The sequence below is a fragment of the Blautia sp. 210820-DFI.6.14 genome (genome assembly GCF_020558815.1).
Lineage (GTDB): Bacteria > Bacillota > Clostridia > Lachnospirales > Lachnospiraceae > Blautia_A > Blautia_A obeum.
Genome location: NZ_JAJCKS010000012.1, coordinates 1 through 19,786, shown reverse-complemented (window position 1 = coordinate 19,786; position 19,786 = coordinate 1). Strand labels below are relative to the sequence as shown.

At 43.0% G+C, this 19,786-nt stretch carries 11 protein-coding genes and 1 pseudogene; all 12 read left to right on the top strand.

What is annotated here, in order from left to right; all coding sequences use genetic code 11:
- Positions 1 to 23 precede the first annotated feature (23 nt).
- The gene (locus LI112_RS10135) at positions 24 to 488 is read left to right on the top strand and encodes a PrgI family protein (protein WP_005344185.1); all 465 of its coding nucleotides are present in this window, start codon (positions 24 to 26) and stop codon (positions 486 to 488) included.
- Positions 370 to 2,826 carry a VirB4-like conjugal transfer ATPase, CD1110 family gene (locus LI112_RS10130; RefSeq protein ID WP_227190665.1) on the top strand — a complete coding sequence of 819 codons (2,457 nt, stop codon included), beginning with the start codon at positions 370 to 372 and terminating at the stop codon, positions 2,824 to 2,826. The genes LI112_RS10135 and LI112_RS10130 overlap by 119 nt, the downstream gene beginning before the upstream one ends.
- Positions 2,827 to 2,844: 18 nt before the next feature.
- Entirely contained in the window at positions 2,845 to 2,955 is a 111-nt protein-coding gene (locus LI112_RS10125) for a DUF3789 domain-containing protein (protein WP_118342920.1), read from the top strand.
- Between the two features lie 18 nt (positions 2,956 to 2,973).
- Positions 2,974 to 5,775, top strand: coding sequence for a CD1108 family mobile element protein (locus LI112_RS10120; RefSeq protein WP_044905510.1), 2,802 nt, complete (start codon positions 2,974 to 2,976; stop codon positions 5,773 to 5,775).
- A gap of 40 nt (positions 5,776 to 5,815) precedes the next feature.
- Positions 5,816 to 6,118, top strand: coding sequence for a DUF4315 family protein (locus tag LI112_RS10115; RefSeq protein ID WP_023922642.1), 303 nt, complete (start codon positions 5,816 to 5,818; stop codon positions 6,116 to 6,118).
- Positions 6,072 to 7,502 carry a CD1107 family mobile element protein gene (locus LI112_RS10110; protein WP_023922641.1) on the top strand — a complete coding sequence of 477 codons (1,431 nt, stop codon included), beginning with the start codon at positions 6,072 to 6,074 and terminating at the stop codon, positions 7,500 to 7,502. Before LI112_RS10115 ends, LI112_RS10110 begins: the two co-directional genes overlap by 47 nt.
- Complete coding sequence (locus LI112_RS10105) at positions 7,503 to 9,575, top strand: DNA topoisomerase 3 (protein ID WP_012744292.1); 2,073 nt, start codon at positions 7,503 to 7,505, stop codon at positions 9,573 to 9,575.
- A 68-nt stretch (positions 9,576 to 9,643) separates the two neighbouring features.
- Positions 9,644 to 15,973 carry a SpaA isopeptide-forming pilin-related protein gene (locus LI112_RS10100; RefSeq protein WP_227190664.1) on the top strand — a complete coding sequence of 2,110 codons (6,330 nt, stop codon included), beginning with the start codon at positions 9,644 to 9,646 and terminating at the stop codon, positions 15,971 to 15,973.
- 81 nt (positions 15,974 to 16,054) lie between these two features.
- Positions 16,055 to 16,195 (top strand): hypothetical protein, encoded by a 141-nt coding sequence (locus LI112_RS10095; protein WP_005344203.1) that lies wholly within the window; start codon positions 16,055 to 16,057, stop codon positions 16,193 to 16,195.
- Positions 16,196 to 16,201: 6 nt separating this feature from the next.
- Positions 16,202 to 17,290 carry a DUF5688 family protein gene (locus LI112_RS10090; RefSeq protein ID WP_227190663.1) on the top strand — a complete coding sequence of 363 codons (1,089 nt, stop codon included), beginning with the start codon at positions 16,202 to 16,204 and terminating at the stop codon, positions 17,288 to 17,290.
- Between the two features lie 945 nt (positions 17,291 to 18,235).
- Positions 18,236 to 18,580 (top strand): TnpV protein, encoded by a 345-nt coding sequence (locus LI112_RS18695; RefSeq protein WP_082426300.1) that lies wholly within the window; start codon positions 18,236 to 18,238, stop codon positions 18,578 to 18,580.
- Positions 18,508 to 19,786: pseudogene (locus LI112_RS18690) on the top strand (adenine methyltransferase); the annotation flags it as partial. The gene LI112_RS18695 and the pseudogene LI112_RS18690, both read left to right, overlap by 73 nt.

Here is a 19,786-nt window from a genome sequence, read left to right as displayed (position 1 = left end):
CGGGCAGGAAAGGAGCGCATACCATGGCGTATGTACCAGTACCAAAAGACCTTACCAAGGTCAAAACAAAAGTAGCGTTAAATCTGACAAAGCGGCAGCTGATTTTCTTTTCACTTGCCGCAGTTGTGGGAATTCCGTTTTATCTGGTCATGAGAAAACCAATCGGTTCCAGTATCGCAGCCATCCTGATGGTAACGATCATGCTTCCGTTTTTCTTCATGGCAATGTATGAAAAAGACGGTCTTCCCTTTGAAAAAGTGGTGGCAAATATCATTCGACAGAAGTTTATCTGTCCGGCAGTAAGACCATATAAGACAGAAAATTTTTATCAGGAGATTTCCACCCTTGTGAAAAAGGAGGGTGTGCCGGATGGCAAAAAAGACAAAGCAGGAGGCTCAGCAGGAGCGTCTGTCCCTGGCGGAAAAAAGAAACCGTCAGGAAAGAAGAAACAAAAAAAGCAGAAAAGAAAGAGAACAGGAAAAGCGTAGAAAGAAGCAGGAACGGGATCGTAGGAAACAGAAAAACATTCCTACAACTGCACAGCAGAGTATTCCGTATATTCGGATGCTGCAGGATGGTATCTGCCAGGTGACAAAGACCTTTTTCTCCAAGACGATTCAGTTTTATGACATCAACTATCAGCTTGCTCTAAATGAGGATAAGACCACGATATTTGAAAATTACTGTGATTTCTTAAATTACTTTGATTCTTCCATCAGTGTGCAGCTGTCCTTTATCAATCAGCAGGTGGATGTGGCAGAATTTGAAAAAAGTATTGATATTCCGGATCAGAACGATGACTTCAATGCCATTCGTGAAGAGTACCGTACTATGCTGAAAAATCAGCTTTCCAAAGGAAATAATGGTCTGGTAAAGACAAAGTATATCACTTTTGGAATCGAAGCAGAAAACCTGAAGGTGGCAAGACCAAGGCTTGAAAGAATCGAAACAGATATCTTAAATAACTTTAAGGTTTTGGGAGCACAGGCGCATTCCCTGAATGGTCTGGAAAGGCTGGAGATTCTGTATCATGTGTTCAACCAGGATCGGATTGAACCATTTAAGTTCCAGTATAAGATGCTTCCAGAAACAGGATTAAAGACCAAAGATTTTATTGCACCGACTTCCTTTAACTTTTCCAAGAATCAGACATTTTTGATGGGAAGAACGATGGGAAGTGTGAGTTATCTGCAGATTCTGGCACCGGAGCTTACAGACCGGATGCTTGCAGATTTCTTGGATGTGGATGACAGCATCAATGTTAACATTCATATCCAGTCCATTGACCAGAGTTCTGCGATCAAGATGATCAAGAGCAAGATTTCAGATCTGGATAAGATGAAGATTGAAGAGCAGAAGCGGGCAGTACGTTCCGGTTATGATATGGACGTGCTTCCATCGGACCTTGTGACTTATGGAGAAGAGGCGAAGAACCTGTTGGAAGATCTGCAGTCCAGAAATGAACGAATGTTTCTTGTAACGGTTCTGGTGATGAATACCGCAAGGAAGCGTCAGAAACTGGATAACAATATTTTCCAGGTGCAGGGAATTGCACAGAAATATAACTGTTCTTTAAAACAACTGGATTATCAGCAGGAAGCAGCACTCATGTCCTGTATTCCACTGGGAGTCAATCGGATTGAAATTCAGAGAGGGCTTACCACATCTTCAACAGCGATCTTCGTGCCATTTACGACACAGGAACTGTTTCAGGAAGGGGAAGCTCTTTATTATGGATTGAATGCATTATCCAACAACATGATCATGGTTGATCGGAAACGTTTGAAGAACCCGAATGGACTGATTCTTGGTACACCAGGTTCCGGTAAGTCTTTCTCAGCAAAGAGGGAAATTACAAACTGCTTTTTGATCACGGAAGACGATATCATTATCTGTGATCCAGAAGCCGAATATTCGGCACTTGTGCAGGCACTGCATGGGCAGGTAGTTCGGGTTTCGCCAGTATCTGACCAGTATATCAATCCAATGGATCTGAACCTGAACTATTCCGAGGAAGATAATCCACTGTCATTGAAAGCAGATTTTATTCTGTCTTTGTGTGAGCTGATTGTTGGAGGAAAGAATGGACTGGAGCCGGTAGAAAAGACCATCATTGACCGTTGTGTGCGGTTAGTATATCAGGAATATCTTGCCGATCCAGTACCGGAGAAGATGCCAATCTTGGAGGATTTATATAACCTTCTGAGAAAACAGGAAGAGCCAGAAGCACAGCGACTGGCCACTTCGTTGGAAATCTATGTTACAGGTTCTTTGAATGTGTTTAACCATCAGACAAACGTGGACATCAATAACCGCATTGTCTGCTTTGATATCAAGGAACTTGGTAAGCAGTTGAAAAAGATTGGGATGCTTGTCATTCAGGATCAGGTCTGGAACAGGGTAACAATGAACCGTTCCGCTCATAAATCCACCCGTTACTATGTGGATGAATTCCATCTTCTCTTAAAAGAAGAACAGACAGCAGCCTACAGCGTGGAAATCTGGAAGCGATTCCGTAAATGGGGCGGTATTCCGACAGGAATTACCCAGAACATTAAGGATCTTTTAGCTTCCAGGGAAATCGAGAATATTTTTGAAAACTCTGATTTTATCTATATGCTCAACCAGGCATCCGGTGACAGGCAGATTCTGGCTAAACAGTTGAATATTTCACCAACCCAGCTGTCTTATGTAACCAACAGTAATGAGGGTGAAGGACTTCTGTTCTATGGAAATGTGATTATTCCGTTTGTAGACAGATTCCCGAAGAATTCCCTTTATAAGATTATGACAACCCGCCCGGAGGAAACAGCCGAAGCAGGGTAATACAGGAGGAGTAAAACAATGTTACAGGTAATTTCATATGGATTGACATTTTGTGGCGGTGCTGTATTTGGCATCGCTATTCTCTGTTTATTACAGGCAGGGAAAGGGTATCCGAAGAAGGAGGAGTAATCAGTGGCAGAACAGAGAATGAAAGTCAGGGATAAGAAAGTCCAGAAAATGACCAAGGATGGTCTGGTGGAAGAAAACCTGACGGATAAATCTTCTGTTCGTGTCAGTAACCGTGCCAGTGATGTGCAGATGGGAGGAAAACAGGGGGAAAAAGAAGTAAGCCTTGTGGATAAGTCTTCCCGCCAGTCTGAACGGAGTGGGAAAAATATTCGTCCCTCTGTGCAAAAATCCAGAGATGCACCGGAACTGATACGGGCAGAGAAGCAAAGTGAGGATCTTGGACAGAGTAGAAAACAGCAAAATAGAAAAAGAATCCGTGCTGAAGTCGGAAAAGAATCCAGACTTGCAGAAAAATCCGAAGCCGGACAGTCAGGGAGACTGAAAGAAAAACGTGCGGATCTATCAGAAAACAGAGGAGACAGCCGGAGAAATCAGACCGGTGGTAGCAAAAAGCCAAAACAAAAACAGCGTTTGAAGTTTGCTTATGAGGAAACTGGTGCTTCTGTGAAAAATGATAAAGATATGGAGAAATTGAACCAGATGGATACGGATGGAGTCAATTTCCGACATCAGAAACAGAAGGAAAAAGCCAAAAAGTTTTCTTATGAGGAAGCAAAAAAGAAGAAGGAAGCAAAGCAGCATTCCAAGAAGGCACAGGTCTATCAGGCAAATGATGGAGAAGCTCCTGGAAAGAAGAAATCCCGCTTGAAGTTTGGCGAAGGGGAATCTGTGAAAACAGAAAAAACTTCTGTTGTCAAGAAAGCAGGAAGTGCAGCTTCCGCAGCATTGCACCGTGAGATCAGCAAAAATGAAGACGATAATGCGGCGGTAGAAGGTGCCCATAAGTTAGAAGAAAGCGGCGAAGGTGTTTACCGGCTGGAACAGAGAAGTGCCAGACGCAGGAAACAGAGGGCATTCAGAAAAAGAAGCAGACTTGAAAGACAGGAAGAGAAACAGACACAGGCGGCAGCCCGTCAGGAACAGAAGAAACTGAAAAAACAGATTCAGAAGCAACAGATCAAACGGGATTATGCCAAAGCGAAGCGAAGTGAACAGACAGTAGGAACAGCTACAAAAGGTACGATTGATTATATCAAGAAGATTGGCGGCAAAGTCACCAACTTTTTTAAAGAAAACCGGAAGGTGTATATCAGTGTAGCAGTTCTGATCGGATTGATGTTTCTGATCATAACGAATGTCACGTCATGCTCTGCAGTGTTTTTACAAAATGTGATCACTTACACCGGAACCAGTTATCTGTCATCGGATCAGGCAATCCGGGAAGCGGAACTGTATTACACACAGCTGGAAGCTAATCTGCAGGAGCGGATCAACAATATGGAATCTGAAGAACCAGGACATGAGGAATACCGATATAACATCGGACCTATTGAGCATGATCCGTTTATCCTGATTAGTTATCTGTCTGCAAAGTATGAAGAATTTACTTTTGAACAGGTCAAGCCGGAGCTGGACGCCTTGTTTGCAGAGCAATATCATTTAACTACTGAAGCAGTCAATGAGACTGTAACGGAGACAGCAACAGTAAGAGTTGGAGAATCTTTGGGACAGGTTGTGACCAGTGGATATTGTAACTGTCCAATCTGTTGTGGTATTTGGAGCGGAGGACCGACTGCCAGTGGAGCATATCCAACTGCCAATCATACCTTAGCGGTAGATGCTTCCAATCCGTTTGTTCCAATGGGAACAAAGGTAGTTATGAATGGTGTCGAATATACCGTAGAAGATACCGGAGCTTTCGCAAGATACGGTGTACAATTTGATGTCTATTATGACAGTCATGCGGCAGCATCTGCACATGGACATCAGACCTGGGAATGTTATCTTGCAGATGATAACGGAAGCAATGAAGTCGAAGTGACCAGAATCAGAGATGTGGACACGCTGAATGTAACATTGACCAGTGGAAACCTGATGTCAATCTGTCAGGACAGGTTGGGATTTTTCCAGAAAGAACTGTTCAGTGCCTACAACGATACCAAAGGCAACCTGCAGATGTTTGCAACACCGGTTGATTTTAACTGGTATTCCAGTGTGACCAGCTATTATGGATATCGGATTCATCCAATATCAGGAGCAAATCAGTTACACAATGGTATGGATATCGGAGCACCGGAAGGGACAAAAGTAATGGCAGGGCTGACCGGAACGGTTACAACTTCTGCTTATAACGACAGCTATGGCAATTATGTTGTAATCAAGGACAGTAAAGGCTATGAACTGCGGTATGCACATTTAAGCAGCCGGAGTGTATCTGCAGGTGCATCCGTCACGAAAGGTGATGAGATCGGTCTTGTAGGAAATACCGGAAATTCTACAGGAAGCCATCTTCACATTGAACTTTTGAAAAATGGAGAGCGGTTAAACCCGATCTTTTATCTGGAAACAGGAGAAGGGACAGGCTTTGGTGGTAATGAATATACCAGTGAAGCAGCGCAACGTTTACTGGAAGAGGCTGCAAAATATCTTGGAACACCGTATGTGTGGGGCGGATATTCCCCAAGTGGATTCGATTGTTCCGGATTTGTCAGCTACTGTCTGGTTCATTCCGGGGTAAGAAATACGGGAAGGCTGACTGCACAGGGACTGTACAACATTTGTACGCCAGTATCCCAGTCAGAAGCACAGCCAGGAGATCTGATCTTCTTTACCGGAACCTACGATGCAGGAGAACCAGTAACGCATATTGGAATCTATGTGGGCAATGGTCAGATGATCCATTGTGGGCATCCGGTTCAGTACACGTCCATCAACTCTCCATACTGGCAGAGCCATTTCTATGGATTCGGGCGATGGTAAGGAAAAGGGCGGTATAACAGCCGCCCGGAAAGGAGAAGAGATGAAAAGTCTTGAAAAAGCAACGGCAGATTATGAGAAAGCCAAGGAAAAAATGGAAGCATCTAAAGCCAGATATGAAGCAGATTTAAAGCGGTTCAAGGCTGCGGAGATTGCAAAAACAGAAGCAGAAAATCTGGAAATTGTAAGAATTATCCGTGCAATGGATATGAGTATTCCGGAATTGGAAGCTTTTAAAAAGAAAATGAAAAATGAGTTGCCCGGCAGGGTAGAAATACAGAAGGAGGAAATAAAAGCCGATGATGAATCTGGAAAAAATGAAACAGAAGAAGAGAACAAATACTAAAAGCAGGGTAAAAAAGAGTCTGCTTGCAGCAACGACATTTCTTTGCCTGACAACACCTTTGCTCCAGACACAGACTGCTTATGCAGCTGAGAATACCACGCCTGCAATCACGATTGAGAAACCGGATGGCTGGAAACAGGGAGAAACAACCATTGCTGTTACGGTAGATGCCAGCCATATGCCGGAAGGTTTCTCAATAGCAAAGATTGAAGCAAAAGCAGGAAAAGATGGAAGCTGGCAGGATGTAACTGGAAGCGGAAGTATCACGATCACAGGAAATCAGACAGTGTATGTGCGTGTGACAGATGGTGATGGAAAGGTGTATGAGCAGAATCGTTCTATTAAGTGTTATGACACGGAAAAGCCGACACTCTCTGCTTCCCTGACAGATGGTGTGCTGACGATTCAGGGGAATGATACAGTATCCGGGATTACTGCAGTAACAGTTAATGGCACCACTTATACAGATCTGAAGGATGGAATGCTGAGAGTGCAACTGACACAGAAAGATTTTACTACAAAACAGATTGAGATTACGGTAACAGACGGTGCCGGAAATACTTCTGAAAAGTATGTGTTGCAGAATCCTTATTATGAATGGGCAAAGAAGCAGGCAGAGAAACAGAAAACCTCCAGTGACAGCAATGGTGCAATGGCAACTACGACCAGTGCAGATGCAACGGGAACTGAAAAAACAACGACTTCTCCGCTTCCGCAGGATGCACAAGCTTCTGAGCCAACAGATGCAAAAGGAACTGTGGATGATCGGACAGTGACAGGTATTGAGGAACAGCTTAATAAAGAAGGCGAGACAGCAGATTCTGTTACTAAAACAGCTACGGAAGGCACAAAAGAGTTTTATACCATTTCAACTAAGAGTGGTAAGATTTTTTATCTGATCATCGACAATTCAAAATCTCAGGATAATGTGTATTTCCTTACAGAAGTCAGCGAGAAAGATCTGATGAACTTCACACTTTCTGATTCCGTGACACTTCCGGAAGTAGATACTGTTTATGCAGAACCAGAGAAACAGGCTGAAGAAGAAAAGCCGGAAACAACTGAGACAGCTGAGAAAGATAAGGTAGAGGATGAAATCCAGATGCCAGAAGATAAAAGTCCATTTGGAACGTATCTTCTGATTGCACTGGTTGCAGTAGGAGCTGCGGCAGGAGGATATTACTTCAAAGTCTATAAACCAAAGCATGAATATGATGACGAGGATGAGATGGAAGAGGATGAAGATGAATCCGAAGATTCAGAATCTGAAAAGCGGGAAGTAGACGATGCAGATGAGCAGGAAGAAAGTATAGAACCAGAAATCCTGAGAGACGAGGATTTTGATGATGCTGTGCTGGAAGATGAAGAAGAGGAGCAGGAGTAAATGAAGTTAGTGATTGCAGAAAAGCCATCGGTTGCGATGGCACTGGCTTCCGTGATTGGAGCCAGAACAAGAAAAGATGGCTACGTGGAAGGAAACGGTTATCTCGTTTCCTGGTGCGTAGGACATCTGGTTGGATTATGTGATGCATCAGAATACGATGAAAAATATAAAAAATGGAGATATGAAGATCTGCCGATTGTGCCGGAATGTTGGAAACACAGGGTATTGGAAGGCACGAAAAAGCAGTTTGGAATCTTGAAAAAACTGATGCGAGATTCCAAAGTAGATGAAGTAATCTGTGCTACAGATGCCGGGCGGGAAGGAGAACTAATCTTCCGTCTGGTGTATGAGCAGGCAGGATGCAAAAAGCCGATGAAGCGGCTCTGGATCTCTTCCATGGAGGAACAGGCAATTAAAGATGGATTTGCGTCATTAAAAGACGGTTCGTGTTATGACAGTCTCTATCAGTCAGCACTTTGCAGGGCAAAGGCAGACTGGCTGGTGGGAATCAATGCGAGCCGTCTTTTTTCCGTTCTGTATAACCAGAATCTGAAAGTTGGAAGAGTACAGACACCAACACTTGCCATGATCGTGGATCGAAATCAGAAGATCAAGGAATTTACCAAAGAAAAATATTATATGGCTCATATCAAGTTTGACGAGATGGATGCGGTCACAGAGCATTTTCAGAAAAAAGAAGATGCAGATAGAGTGGCTGCGGACTGTATGGAGCGTATGTGCGAAGTGGAAAAGGATGATGTGAAAGAAAAAACGGTCCGTCCTCCGAAGCTCTATGATTTGACCACTCTGCAGAGGGAAGCAAACAGAATGTTTGGTTATACCGCACAGCAGACATTGGATGCCGTGCAGGAGATGTATGAGCAGAAGCTGGTCACTTATCCGAGAACAGACAGCCAGTATCTGACAGATGAGATGGGAGAAAGCACTGAAACACTGATTCAGATGTTACTTGGGAAAATGCCTTATGCTGAAGGTCTGGAATATCACCCAGACGTGAGTAAGGTATTAAATTCAAAGAAAGTATCCGATCACCATGCGATTATCCCAACCATGGAAGTAGCCAAAGCAGATATTGGTGAACTGAAAGAACGAAACCGCAAGATTTTGTATCTGATCAGTGCCAGGGTTCTGACAGCAACTGCAGATCCTTATATTTATGAAAGCCATAAATGCCAGATCACCTGCAATTATCATACGTTTTATCTCACAGCAAAGAAAACAAAGCAGGAAGGATTCAAGGCGATCGAAAATAAATTGAAACAGTTCTTTGGCGTAAAGATTGAGAAAGAAGAGCCGGAGCTGGATATCTGGGCAGGCAAGCATTACGGTCCCTGTGATTCTTTGGTATCGGAGCATTTCACACAGCCACCGAAACAGTACACAGAAGATACCCTGCTTTCTGCGATGGAACGTGCAGGGAATGAAGAACTGACCGAAGATACAGAAAAGAAAGGACTTGGTACTCCGGCAACAAGGGCAGCAATCATTGAAAAACTGATTCAGTCTGGTTTTGTGAAAAGGGAAAAGAAAAATCTGGTGCCGACAGATGATGGTAATGTATTGATTACAGTTCTGCCAGATGAGATTAAATCTCCGAAGATGACCGCAGAGTGGGAAATGGCATTGAATCACATTGCCCAGAATACAGAGACAGCAGATGAATTCCTAAATGGGATTACAGAACTGATGCAGGAACTGGTTGCCAGGTATCAGGGAATTTCAGAAGAAAAGAAAAATCAGTTTCAGGGAAAGGCAAAAGGAGAAGTCATTGGCAAATGTCCCCGATGTGGAGCAGATGTCCAGGAAGGGAAAGTAAACTTTTACTGTTCTGACCGGAACTGTACTTTTACCTTATGGAAGAATGATAAATTCCTTGCGAGTCAGGGAAAAAAGATGGATAAGACGGCAGCAAAGAAGTTCCTGTCTAAAGGAAAAATCCATTATAAGGATCTGGTATCAAGAAAAACAGGGAGACAGTACGAAGCAACTGTGGAGATGGTTGATCCCGGAGAGGGAAATGTACAGTTCAATCTGATTTTTCCACAACGATAAGTAGTGTATTGCAGGCAGTCTAAGGACTGTCTGTTTTAATACAAATATATGAAAGAGAGGACCTTAGCATGAAGAAAAAAGGTAATTTTAGAAAAGTAGTATCTGGCTTGCTGGCAGGCATGACAATGCTTAGTACAGTGCTATCTCCGATGACGGCATATGCAGCGGAGATCCAGCCAGAGGAGAAACCTCCACTTTATGAGGAAGTGAAAGACCTTCTGGATGAAGATGAGGTGGTGACTGCCAAAGATTATGAAATCGAAACAGGCAGTGTATTTAATGTGAAATCAGATTATACCGGACTGGAAATCAAGGATGATAACAAGGTTAAAGTCACATTTGAGGAAGCAAAGAATGATAAGAATGAGGATTTTACGACAGATCATGCGGACACTTACAAAGCGGTCTATTATGTGGAACCGGTAAATCAGGAGCATCCGAAGTACCAGATCAGCCGAAAGCTGATTGTGCGTGAGAAAGAAACAGAAGTGCAGACAGAAACTGCAGGGAGTGAAGCAGTAACCGAATCAGAAACAGCTGGCAGTGAACAGCAGACAGAGGAAACGGAGAATTCAGAAGCAGACTCGGAATTGCTTCCAACAGAGGAAGTGACGGAAAGCGAGATAGAAGAATTTGATTCTCAGGCAAGCGAACTATTACCGGATATGGAAGAAGATACTGAAAATACAACGGATTCGGAAACAGGTCTTACAGTATCGGATGCAATGGAGCAGGCGGAAGAGGAAGGAATTGATTTATACGCCATGGAAGCTGGTGAAACAGTCACTTTTATGGCAAAGACAAGTGCAAGAAGTGTACAGAAAGTATCTGTTACAAGAGGAACTCTGTATCGTTATGCGGATTATGGTTATGGTTCTTATCTTACCTATCAGTATACGGTTCAGTTTGGAAATGTATCTGCGACTGCTTACTGTGTACAGCCATCAAAACCGGGACCAGGAACAGGTAATTACACGATTAGTAAAGTCGGAGATGGAAAAACATTAGCTAAGGTATGTTATTACGGAACCAAGGCAGCAGGAGATGAAGGATTCTTTACAGAAGAGAATGGTTATGGAAATCTTAGTGCTGGAGCAAAATTCATTCTTGTTCATCTGGCGGCTTCTTATGCTAATGGAAGTGGCGACGCTTTTTCCGGAGCGAATAGTACAGCCAAGAATTTAGCAATGAAATTGTATAATTATTGTGTTTCACAGCCAGAAATACCGGATGTAGCAATGTCATTTTCTGATGGAGATGTAAAAGCTTATGTGGATGGCAATTCACAGAGAACCAAAGATATTACATTCAAAGCAGATAAGCTACAGACAATTACGATGAAGCTTCCGTCTGGTGTGAAACTTCATAATCTAAGCACAGGCACAACAAGTAAAGCTGGTGCAAGTGTAGAAATTTGCGGAGGAACAAAGTTTTATCTTTCTGCACCACTGACACAGGTGAGTGACGTGGCACAGAGCTGGTCTTCTACAATGAAGGGAAGTATTACAAAAGATTACTCTGCTTATAAAATCACCACCGGATCTGACACGCAGGATCTTGCGTTGGTATTTGGTGAAGGTGTGACAGATGAAAAATATATTGATTTCAAAGTGTCTTGGATTGAACAGGCTACGATCGAAATCGTAAAGAAAGACGATACAGCGGATGTCAATCTTGCAGGTGCAGTATTCGGTGTATACAGCGATGAGGCATGTACAAAGCTGATCACTCAGATGCCGGCAACAGATAAGAATGGAAAATCCTCTGTTACGATCATCAAGACACAGGATACCGTTTATCTGAAAGAGATCACAGCGCCACAGGGATATGTAGTAAATGCAACGGCAACAAATGTGAAACTGGTAGCAAGTAAGACCTCGGCTGTGACCGTGGAAAACAAGGAGCAGCTGGCAGAGCTTACCATTTACAAAGAAGGTCAGGTTCTTATCGGTGCAGAAGTCAGTGAGAGTGGAACCGTATTCCAGTATGAGAACCGCAGACAGAAAAATGCAGTATATAACGTGTATGCCGGAGCGGATATCGTAACTGCTTATGGCACAAAAGTGTACAGCAAAGGTGACTTGGTAAAAGAAAATCTGACAACAGGTGAGAATGGTTCTGTCACACTGAAAAACCTGCATCTTGGAACCTATGTGGTAAAAGAAGCAAAAGCACCGGACAATTTCTATAACGGCAGCGAAGAAAAGCCAGTGACTCTGACCTATGCCGGACAGAATAAAGAAGTTGTATTTGCAGATGTGACTTTTAACAACGAGAGACAGAAAGCAGATGTTTCCGTAGTAAAACAGGATAAAGACACCAAGAAACCACTGAATGGCGGTATTTTTGCTCTGTATGCATCCGATGATATTAGAAATGCAGACGGAACCGTTGTTGTGAAAAAAAGAACACTGATTGAGAAAGCAACTACTGGAGCAGATGGGAATGCAAAATTCACAGCGGATCTTCCGATTGGATATTCCTATTTTGTAAAAGAAGATCAGGCACCGGAAGGCTATGTAAGAAATACAGAAGATGTGTATACGTTCAAGTTTTCTTACACCAATGATAAAGAAGCAACCGTATCTTTTGCCCATACCTTCAGTAATGACCGTGTGACAGCAAAGATCAATTTATTCAAAGTTGATAAAGAAACAGGAAAAGCAGTACCGCAGGGAGATGCCACACTGAAAGGTGCAGTTTATGGTCTGTATGCCCGTGAAGATATTGTGCATCCGGACGGAGCAACCGGAACTATTTATAAAGCAGGAGAACAGATAGCATCTCTTACAACAGATGACAAAGGACAGGCTTCTGTAAATGGCTTGTATCTTGGCAAATATTATATCAAAGAGATTACACCTCCGACCGGATACCTGGCAGATACAGAAGAGCATGATCTTACGTGCAGTTATGAAGGAGATATGACAGCAGAAGTGAAAAGAGAGTGCACTTCCAGTGAGCAGGTCATCAAGCAGCCATTCCAGATTATTAAAGCAGCCAACAATGGAAAGACAGATGCAGATCTGTTATCCGGAGCTGGATTTACAGTTTATCTGAAATCTTCCCTTACAAAGAAAGCAGATGGCAGTTATGATTTTGATTCTGCAAAACCAGTAGTGAGTGGAGAAAAAGGAGCAACTGAGATTTTCACAGATGAAAAAGGGTATGCCTGCAGTATTCCATTACCATTTGGAAGCTATATCGTGCGTGAGACAACAACACCGCACAACTACAAGCCAGTCGATGATTTTGAAGTGAATATCACAGAGCATCATCCAAATGAGCCACAGATCTGGCGAGTGCTTCTGGATGAAGAGTTTAAGGCAAAACTGAAAATCGTGAAAAAAGACGATGAAACAAAGAAATCCGTCCTGATTGCAGGAACAGAATTTAAAGTGTACGACCTGGACAACAAGAAGTATGTGGAACAGGTAACAACTTACCCAGTGACAACAACCCATAAGTCCTATTTTACGGACAGCCAGGGATATCTGATCATGCCGAAGAATCTGAAGATCGGACATTACCGCATTGAGGAAGTCAACGCACCGGAAGGGTACACAATCAACAAGAACTATGTAGAGATTGCGGTGGATGCAAACACAGCATACCAGATGGATTCTGAGAGCGGAGATGCCATTATTACGGTAGATTACGAGAACCATCCGGTAAAAGGAAAGCTGACGATCTATAAAAAAGGTGAAATGCTGACCGGATTCAAAAAGGATTTTGTTTATGAAGAAAGATACCTTAAGGGTGCGGAATTTAATGTCTATGCAGCTGAAAATATCTATACACCGGATTATCAGAAAGATGAAAACGGAAACAGACAGCTGATCTATGCAAAAGATGCACTGGTAACAACGGTAACGACTGGAGAAGACGGAAAAGCAGTTGCAGAGAATCTGCCGCTTGGTTCTTACTATGTGGTAGAAAAGACTGCACCGGAAGGATTCGTACTGAACCATGACAGATCAGAAGTCGCATTTGTCTATGCCAATCAGGATACACCTGTGATCGAACAGGAAGTGACTGTTGGCGATGACCGACAGAAAGTTGCAATCCAGGTAGAAAAACAGGATGCAGAAAATGGTGCAACCGTAGCAGGAGCTGTCTTTGGTATCTATAACAAAGCGGATATCAAGGCAGATGGAAAAGCAATCGTGAAAGCAGACACACTCTTACAGGAAATGACTTCTGATAATGATGGTCTTGCGGCATGTACGCTGGATCTGCCACTTGGACAGTATTATGTGAAGGAGTTAAAGGCACCGGCGGGATTTGTATCCTCTGATGAAGTTCTGAATCTGGATGCTTCTTACCAGGGACAGGATGTGAAGACAGTAAAACTGAAAACTGTGAAAAAGAACCAGCCGACAACAGTAGAAATCACGAAATCTGATGTAACAACAGGTGTGGAGCTGGATGGGGCAAAACTCACCGTTCTTGATAAAGAAGGAAATGTTGTGGATCAGTGGACGTCTGTAAAAGATCAGCCACATGTGATCAAACGCCTGACAGTTGGAGAGGAATACACTCTTCGTGAGGAAATGGCACCTTATGGATATCTGAAAGCAACGGATGTGAAGTTCACTCTGGAAGATACCGCCGAGATTCAGAAAGTAGAGATGAAAGATGAAGTACCGACAGGACTTCTGATCATCAACAAAAATGGAGAGTTTTTGGATAAGGTAACACTTTTGGATCATGTAAAAGGTACCGTGGAGCATCTTTTTGAGTATGTAACCGGAAGCCTTACAGATGTGACGTTCGATGTATTTGCTGCGGAAGATATCAAAGCGGCAGATGGTGTCAGTGAAGATTATTTCAAAGCAGATGAAAAAGTGGGAACCATTACTACAGATTCCAATGGTATTGCACAGATGGGAGATCTCCCGGCTGGAAAATACTATGTGAAGGAAGTAAAAACAGCCCATGGTTATGTGCTGGACAAAGAGCCGAGATATGTTGATCTTTCTTACCGTGATCAGGACACACCAGTCATCACTTATGATGAGAAATGGCAGAATACCCGTCAGAAAGTAAAGATTACGGTTCTGAAGAAAGAAAAGGATACAGAACGTGTCCTTGCAGGTGGTGTCTTCGGTCTTTATACCAGTGAAAATATCAAAAATGCAAAGGGCGAGGTACTTCTTGAGAAAGACAGTCTGATTGAGCAGCGGGTAACGGATGAAAAAGGACAGATCACTTTTACGGCAGATCTTCCGGTAGACGGAAAATACTATGTGAAAGAGATCTTTGCACCGGACGGATTTGTTACAACAGATGAAGTACAGGAATTTACCTTTGAATATGCTGGAGAAGACCAGGCAGAAGTAAGCTACGACTTTACTTTTGAAAATCAGCCAACCACAGTAGAGCTGACCAAAACAGACCTGACAACAGGCAAAGAACTTCCAGGTGCACACCTGAAAGTAACGGATTCAGATGGCAATACAGTAGATGAATGGACTTCTACGGAAGAATCCCATGTGATCAAAGAACTGGTTGTTGGTAAGGAATACACCATGACAGAGACAAAACCGGCAGATGGATATGTCACTGCAGAAAGTATTACTTTCACAGTAGAGAATACAGCAGAGGTTCAGAAGCATGAGATGAAAGATGATGTGACAAAAGTGCAGATCAGTAAGACGGATATCACAGGAGAAACTGAGATTCCGGGTGCGAAACTGACAATTCTCGATAAGGATGATCAGGTAGTAGAGAGCTGGATTTCCACAGAGGAAGCACACTATATTGAAAAACTGCCAATCGGTAAATACACCTTACGTGAAGAGCAGGCACCGAAAGGATATCTTCTGACAGCCGATGTGACATTTGAGGTGAAAGATACCGGAGAAATCCAGAAAGTGGCTATGAAAGATGATACTGCCAAGGGAAAAGTGATTCTCAATAAGACAGATAAATCGTCAGGAGAACCACTGAAAGGGGTAGAATTTGAACTCCGTGACAGCAAAGGAAAAGTTCTGGAAACTTTAAAGACAGATGCTGCCGGTCATGCAGAAAGTAAGCTGTATGAGATTGCCACATTTAAGAACGGCAAATATGATACAGCGATCAAGTATTATCTGGTGGAAACAAAGACACTGGATGGATACACACTGGATCAAACCAAGCATGAAGTGACATTTGCTTATGCAGATGACAGTACACCGGTTGTAGAAGTTACCTTTAATCTGACAAATGAGAAGCCGGAAGTTCCAGAAACACCGAACACACCGGATACACCACAGTCCCATGAAGAGACGAAGGTATCAAACGCACCAAAAACAGGTGACAGCACAAATATCTGGCTGCCGATCCTGCTTCTAATAATCTCCACAGGAGGTATGGCAGGACTTTATATCAGCAGAAAAAGGAAAAACAAATAAGGAAACCAACGGTTATGATTGGGAGCTTCTATGTGAGGCTCCCTTTTTCATACACAAAATCACAGAAAGGAACAGAAAACTATGATGAAAGCAATGGAAAAAAGACAGGAAGCACGAAAAAACCAGGAGAAAACTTTAAAGAGAATGATGGCTTATCAGAAGAAAGCTGAGCAGATGGTCAGCAGAAAAAGAATGAACCATCACATGATCAGAAAGGGGTAAAAGCGTATGATGAACAGAAAAGAATTTTATGAATATGTCAAAGACAATGTAAAGGAGTATCTGCCAGAGTCTTACAGGGACGCAGAAATTAAACTTCAGGAAGTAGAAAAAAACAACGGTTTGAAGCTGACAGGTATTACGATTCCAAACGGAGATCAGAGAATCGTACCGACGGTCTATCTGGATTCCCTCTACCAGGAATATATCAATGGGAAAGATGTAGATTCTTGTGTTGGGGATGTAGCTGATATGCGTATTGAGGCACAGGGAAAAGCAGAATTTTTTGATATGGGAGTTCCGGATATTCTGGATTATGAAAAGATGAAAAATAAGTTACAGGTAAGAATTTGTGATAAGGAATGGAATACCGATCGTCTTGCAGATAAAGTAGTCACAGAACACGGAGATTTTGCAGCTTATTATGCAGTAAACCTGGAGGAAAATGGAGAGGGAATCAGCAGTATTCCAGTAACTGTTTCTCTGATGAATGAATGGGGAGTATCTGTCGAACAGATTCAGGCAGATGCGATGATGGCAGATAAGAACAGAGGTGTGCAACTGGTGGATATGACACAGATTGTCGAATCCATGATTTTTGGAGGAACACCAAAGAATCTTTTGAATGAAAAACTGGATATGGAAACTGTGGAGAATCCAATGTTCTGCCTTACCAATGAATCTAAGATGAATGGGGCTTCCCTGTTACTGCAGGAAGATATTCGTAAACAGATTGGGGAATGTTTGGGAAGTGATTACTTTGTCATCCCATCTTCCGTTCATGAAGTGTTGATTCTCCCTGATAACGGAATTTTTCAGGTTCCAGAATTAAATGCGATGGTACAGGAAGTCAATGAGACACAGGTGGAAAGACAGGAACAGCTTTCTGATAAGGTTCAGTTCTGTGATAAAAAGACAGCAGTAATGGAAAATGCTGAGCGCAGGGAAGCACGTCTGGAGAAAGAAAAAGCAGCTGAAAAAGCGGAAGTAAAAGGTGGAATCCATGGAAGATTGGAGAAAGCTAAGGCAGAAATCAAGGAAAAAGAGTCAGACAAAGTGCCAAAGAATAAGTCAAAAGATCTTGCCACAGCATTATAAAGAGTAACAATGATGATTTTAAGGGGACTGTGCCAAGCAGTCCCTTATTTTATGAAAAGGAGTAGCACATGGCAAATAAATTATATGCAATGGAACAGCTGACGGAAGAGGTGGCAAAAGATGTAGCTGCCAGTCCGCAGGAATGGATGCGGTTCCTAAACACGGCATCCAGACTGTACAAATACACTTTTCCAGAACAGCTTTTAATTTATGCACAGCGGCCGGAAGCAACTGCCGTAGCATCCATGGAAATCTGGAATCAGAAGATGTACCGCTGGATCAAAAAGGGATCTAAGGGGATTGCCTTGATTGACAATACTTCCGGATCGAAAACAAAACTTCGTTATGTATTTGATGTGCAGGACACTTATAAAGTGCGGAATCTTGGAAAGGATCCTCAGTTATGGAATCTTCCGGTGGAAGGAGAACAGCTGGTGGCAGATTATCTGCAGGAGCAGTTATCACTGGAAGATATAGAAGGAGGACTTGCTGAAAGTCTGCATCAGGCAGCGAAGGAGAGTATGCAGGAATGGCTTCCAGATACATTGGAAGAACTGAGACTGGATGTAACAGGGACATTTTTGGAAGAACTGGACGAACAGAATCAGGAAGTAGAATTCCGGGAACTGATGACCAATAGTGTCTGGTATGTATTACTAAACCGATGTGGGCTGGATGCACAGGAATATCTGGATGCAGAGGATTTTCGGCATATTACGGACTTCAATCAGCTGAAAGTATTAGGACATCTGGGAAGTGCAGTCAACGAGATCAGCAGACCAGTCCTGATGCAGATTGGACGATATGTTCTGAATGATCTGGAAAATGACCTGAAAACGGTTGCAAAAGAAAAAGAAGTAGCTTATAATGAATTCAACACGTTAATTCGTGAAAGCAATACAGATAACACAGAAGATAGAGAAGAAAAAAAGGAGGAAACAGACTATGAGAGAGATCAGTTACAGCCAGAACGGAGAGTATCAGATTCCAGATATCAGCCTGGAAGAGACGAGAGGAACCATCGGGAAGTACGGAATGATGAGGAAAGAGTATCTGAGAAACCACAAGGTAGCCAGGTTCAACATTCTGACACTGCAGAACCGTCTGGACAGTCACCTGATGGAGATCGACAGTCAGGCAAGGCAGAGAGTAGACAACCTGATGAACGAACTTCTGGAGAAAGATCCGGCACCGGACAAAATGGCAGACGGGATGGCATGGACCAGACACATGAACCAGATCAAGGCACAGGCAGAGGAGCTGGTGATTCAGGAGATTATTTACAGTTAAGCCTGTTCCCAACAGAAGAGGAACAGTTAGGAGAAATAAGGAAAGCGGCAGCTGCATTGGAACAGCCAGCCGCTTTTCTTATTTCCGATGAAGTGGTAAATGATATTCTCCGCACGGGAAGCGGACAGAAAAATACACTGTTTCATATTACAGCAAGACTGATTGAAGGTCTGGATAATGAAGAAATGCAAAGCTTCTTGAAAGATGAATATGGAACTGGTGGCAAAGGATTTACCATAGATGGTCAGAAAATCAGTATCTGGTATGACAATGATGGTATCCGTATCCGGCGAGGGGACTCTGCCAGAAGAAACTTTGACCGCATGGTTACGTGGGAAGAAGCAGCGAACAGAATTCGGGATATGTATGAGGATGGAAATTACGTGGATAATTTGATTTCCAATAATGCCATTGAACAGGAGCAGGAAGAAATGACCAATCTTCTTGCACTTCATTTTCGGGATACTTGCAGAAACTGGGAAAAGAAACAATCATATTCAGACTGGCAGGATGTAGTGAGTGGAGCATGGACAGATCAAGAGGAAGCAGATGCGATTGTCTATCGTTTTGAATGGCTGCAGAAATATATGGATGAGAATCCGGGAGATTATCACCGCTGGGAGATTCAGCATAATCCGGAATATTTCCAACGCTTTCAGGATCTTCAGAGGGAGCGTTCCTGGGTAGACCAGAAATTTACGGTCGAACGTCCGGCACTATCCTTTATCACACAGGATGAAATTGACGCAGTGTTAAGAAGAGGCGGCATTACTGCAGGAGGACGTAACCGAATCTATGAGTATTTCATGGAACATCATGATATGAAAGATGCAGCTGAGTTCCTGAAAAATGAGTATGGAACAGGTGGTTCCTCACCCGGAATACCAGGAGCAGATGCTTCCGACGCATCCCATGATGCAAAAGGATTAAAACTTGCAAAAGGGAAAATTGGCAGTCCAGAGGTAGAAGTTTTATTAAAGTGGAACAAGGTTGCAGAACGTGTCCGCCAGTTAATCCGCACAGATGATTATTTGTCACCGGAAGAAATGGAAAAGTACGAAGAACGACAGGAAGCACAAAGACTGGCAGATTTGGAAGAAGCACAGCAGATGTTAGGAGAACAGCTGGAGCAGGATACTTTGACAGCGGAAGATATAACGGATTTGCGATTAGTTGATTCAGAATATATGTCTGGTACCAGAACAA

What these genes read in the sequence shown, in the direction of transcription:
- LI112_RS10110 (WP_023922641.1), top strand. Translation starts at nt 6,072, where the DNA reads ATGATGAATCTGGAAAAAATGAAACAGAAGAAGAGAACAAATACTAAA.
- LI112_RS10100 (WP_227190664.1), top strand. Translation starts at nt 9,644, where the DNA reads ATGAAGAAAAAAGGTAATTTTAGAAAAGTAGTATCTGGCTTGCTGGCA.
- LI112_RS10135 (WP_005344185.1), top strand. Translation starts at nt 24, where the DNA reads ATGGCGTATGTACCAGTACCAAAAGACCTTACCAAGGTCAAAACAAAA.
- LI112_RS10130 (WP_227190665.1), top strand. Translation starts at nt 370, where the DNA reads ATGGCAAAAAAGACAAAGCAGGAGGCTCAGCAGGAGCGTCTGTCCCTG.
- LI112_RS10125 (WP_118342920.1), top strand. Translation starts at nt 2,845, where the DNA reads ATGTTACAGGTAATTTCATATGGATTGACATTTTGTGGCGGTGCTGTA.
- LI112_RS10105 (WP_012744292.1), top strand. Translation starts at nt 7,503, where the DNA reads ATGAAGTTAGTGATTGCAGAAAAGCCATCGGTTGCGATGGCACTGGCT.
- LI112_RS10120 (WP_044905510.1), top strand. Translation starts at nt 2,974, where the DNA reads ATGAAAGTCAGGGATAAGAAAGTCCAGAAAATGACCAAGGATGGTCTG.
- LI112_RS18695 (WP_082426300.1), top strand. Translation starts at nt 18,236, where the DNA reads ATGAGAGAGATCAGTTACAGCCAGAACGGAGAGTATCAGATTCCAGAT.
- LI112_RS10115 (WP_023922642.1), top strand. Translation starts at nt 5,816, where the DNA reads ATGAAAAGTCTTGAAAAAGCAACGGCAGATTATGAGAAAGCCAAGGAA.
- LI112_RS10095 (WP_005344203.1), top strand. Translation starts at nt 16,055, where the DNA reads ATGATGAAAGCAATGGAAAAAAGACAGGAAGCACGAAAAAACCAGGAG.
- LI112_RS10090 (WP_227190663.1), top strand. Translation starts at nt 16,202, where the DNA reads ATGATGAACAGAAAAGAATTTTATGAATATGTCAAAGACAATGTAAAG.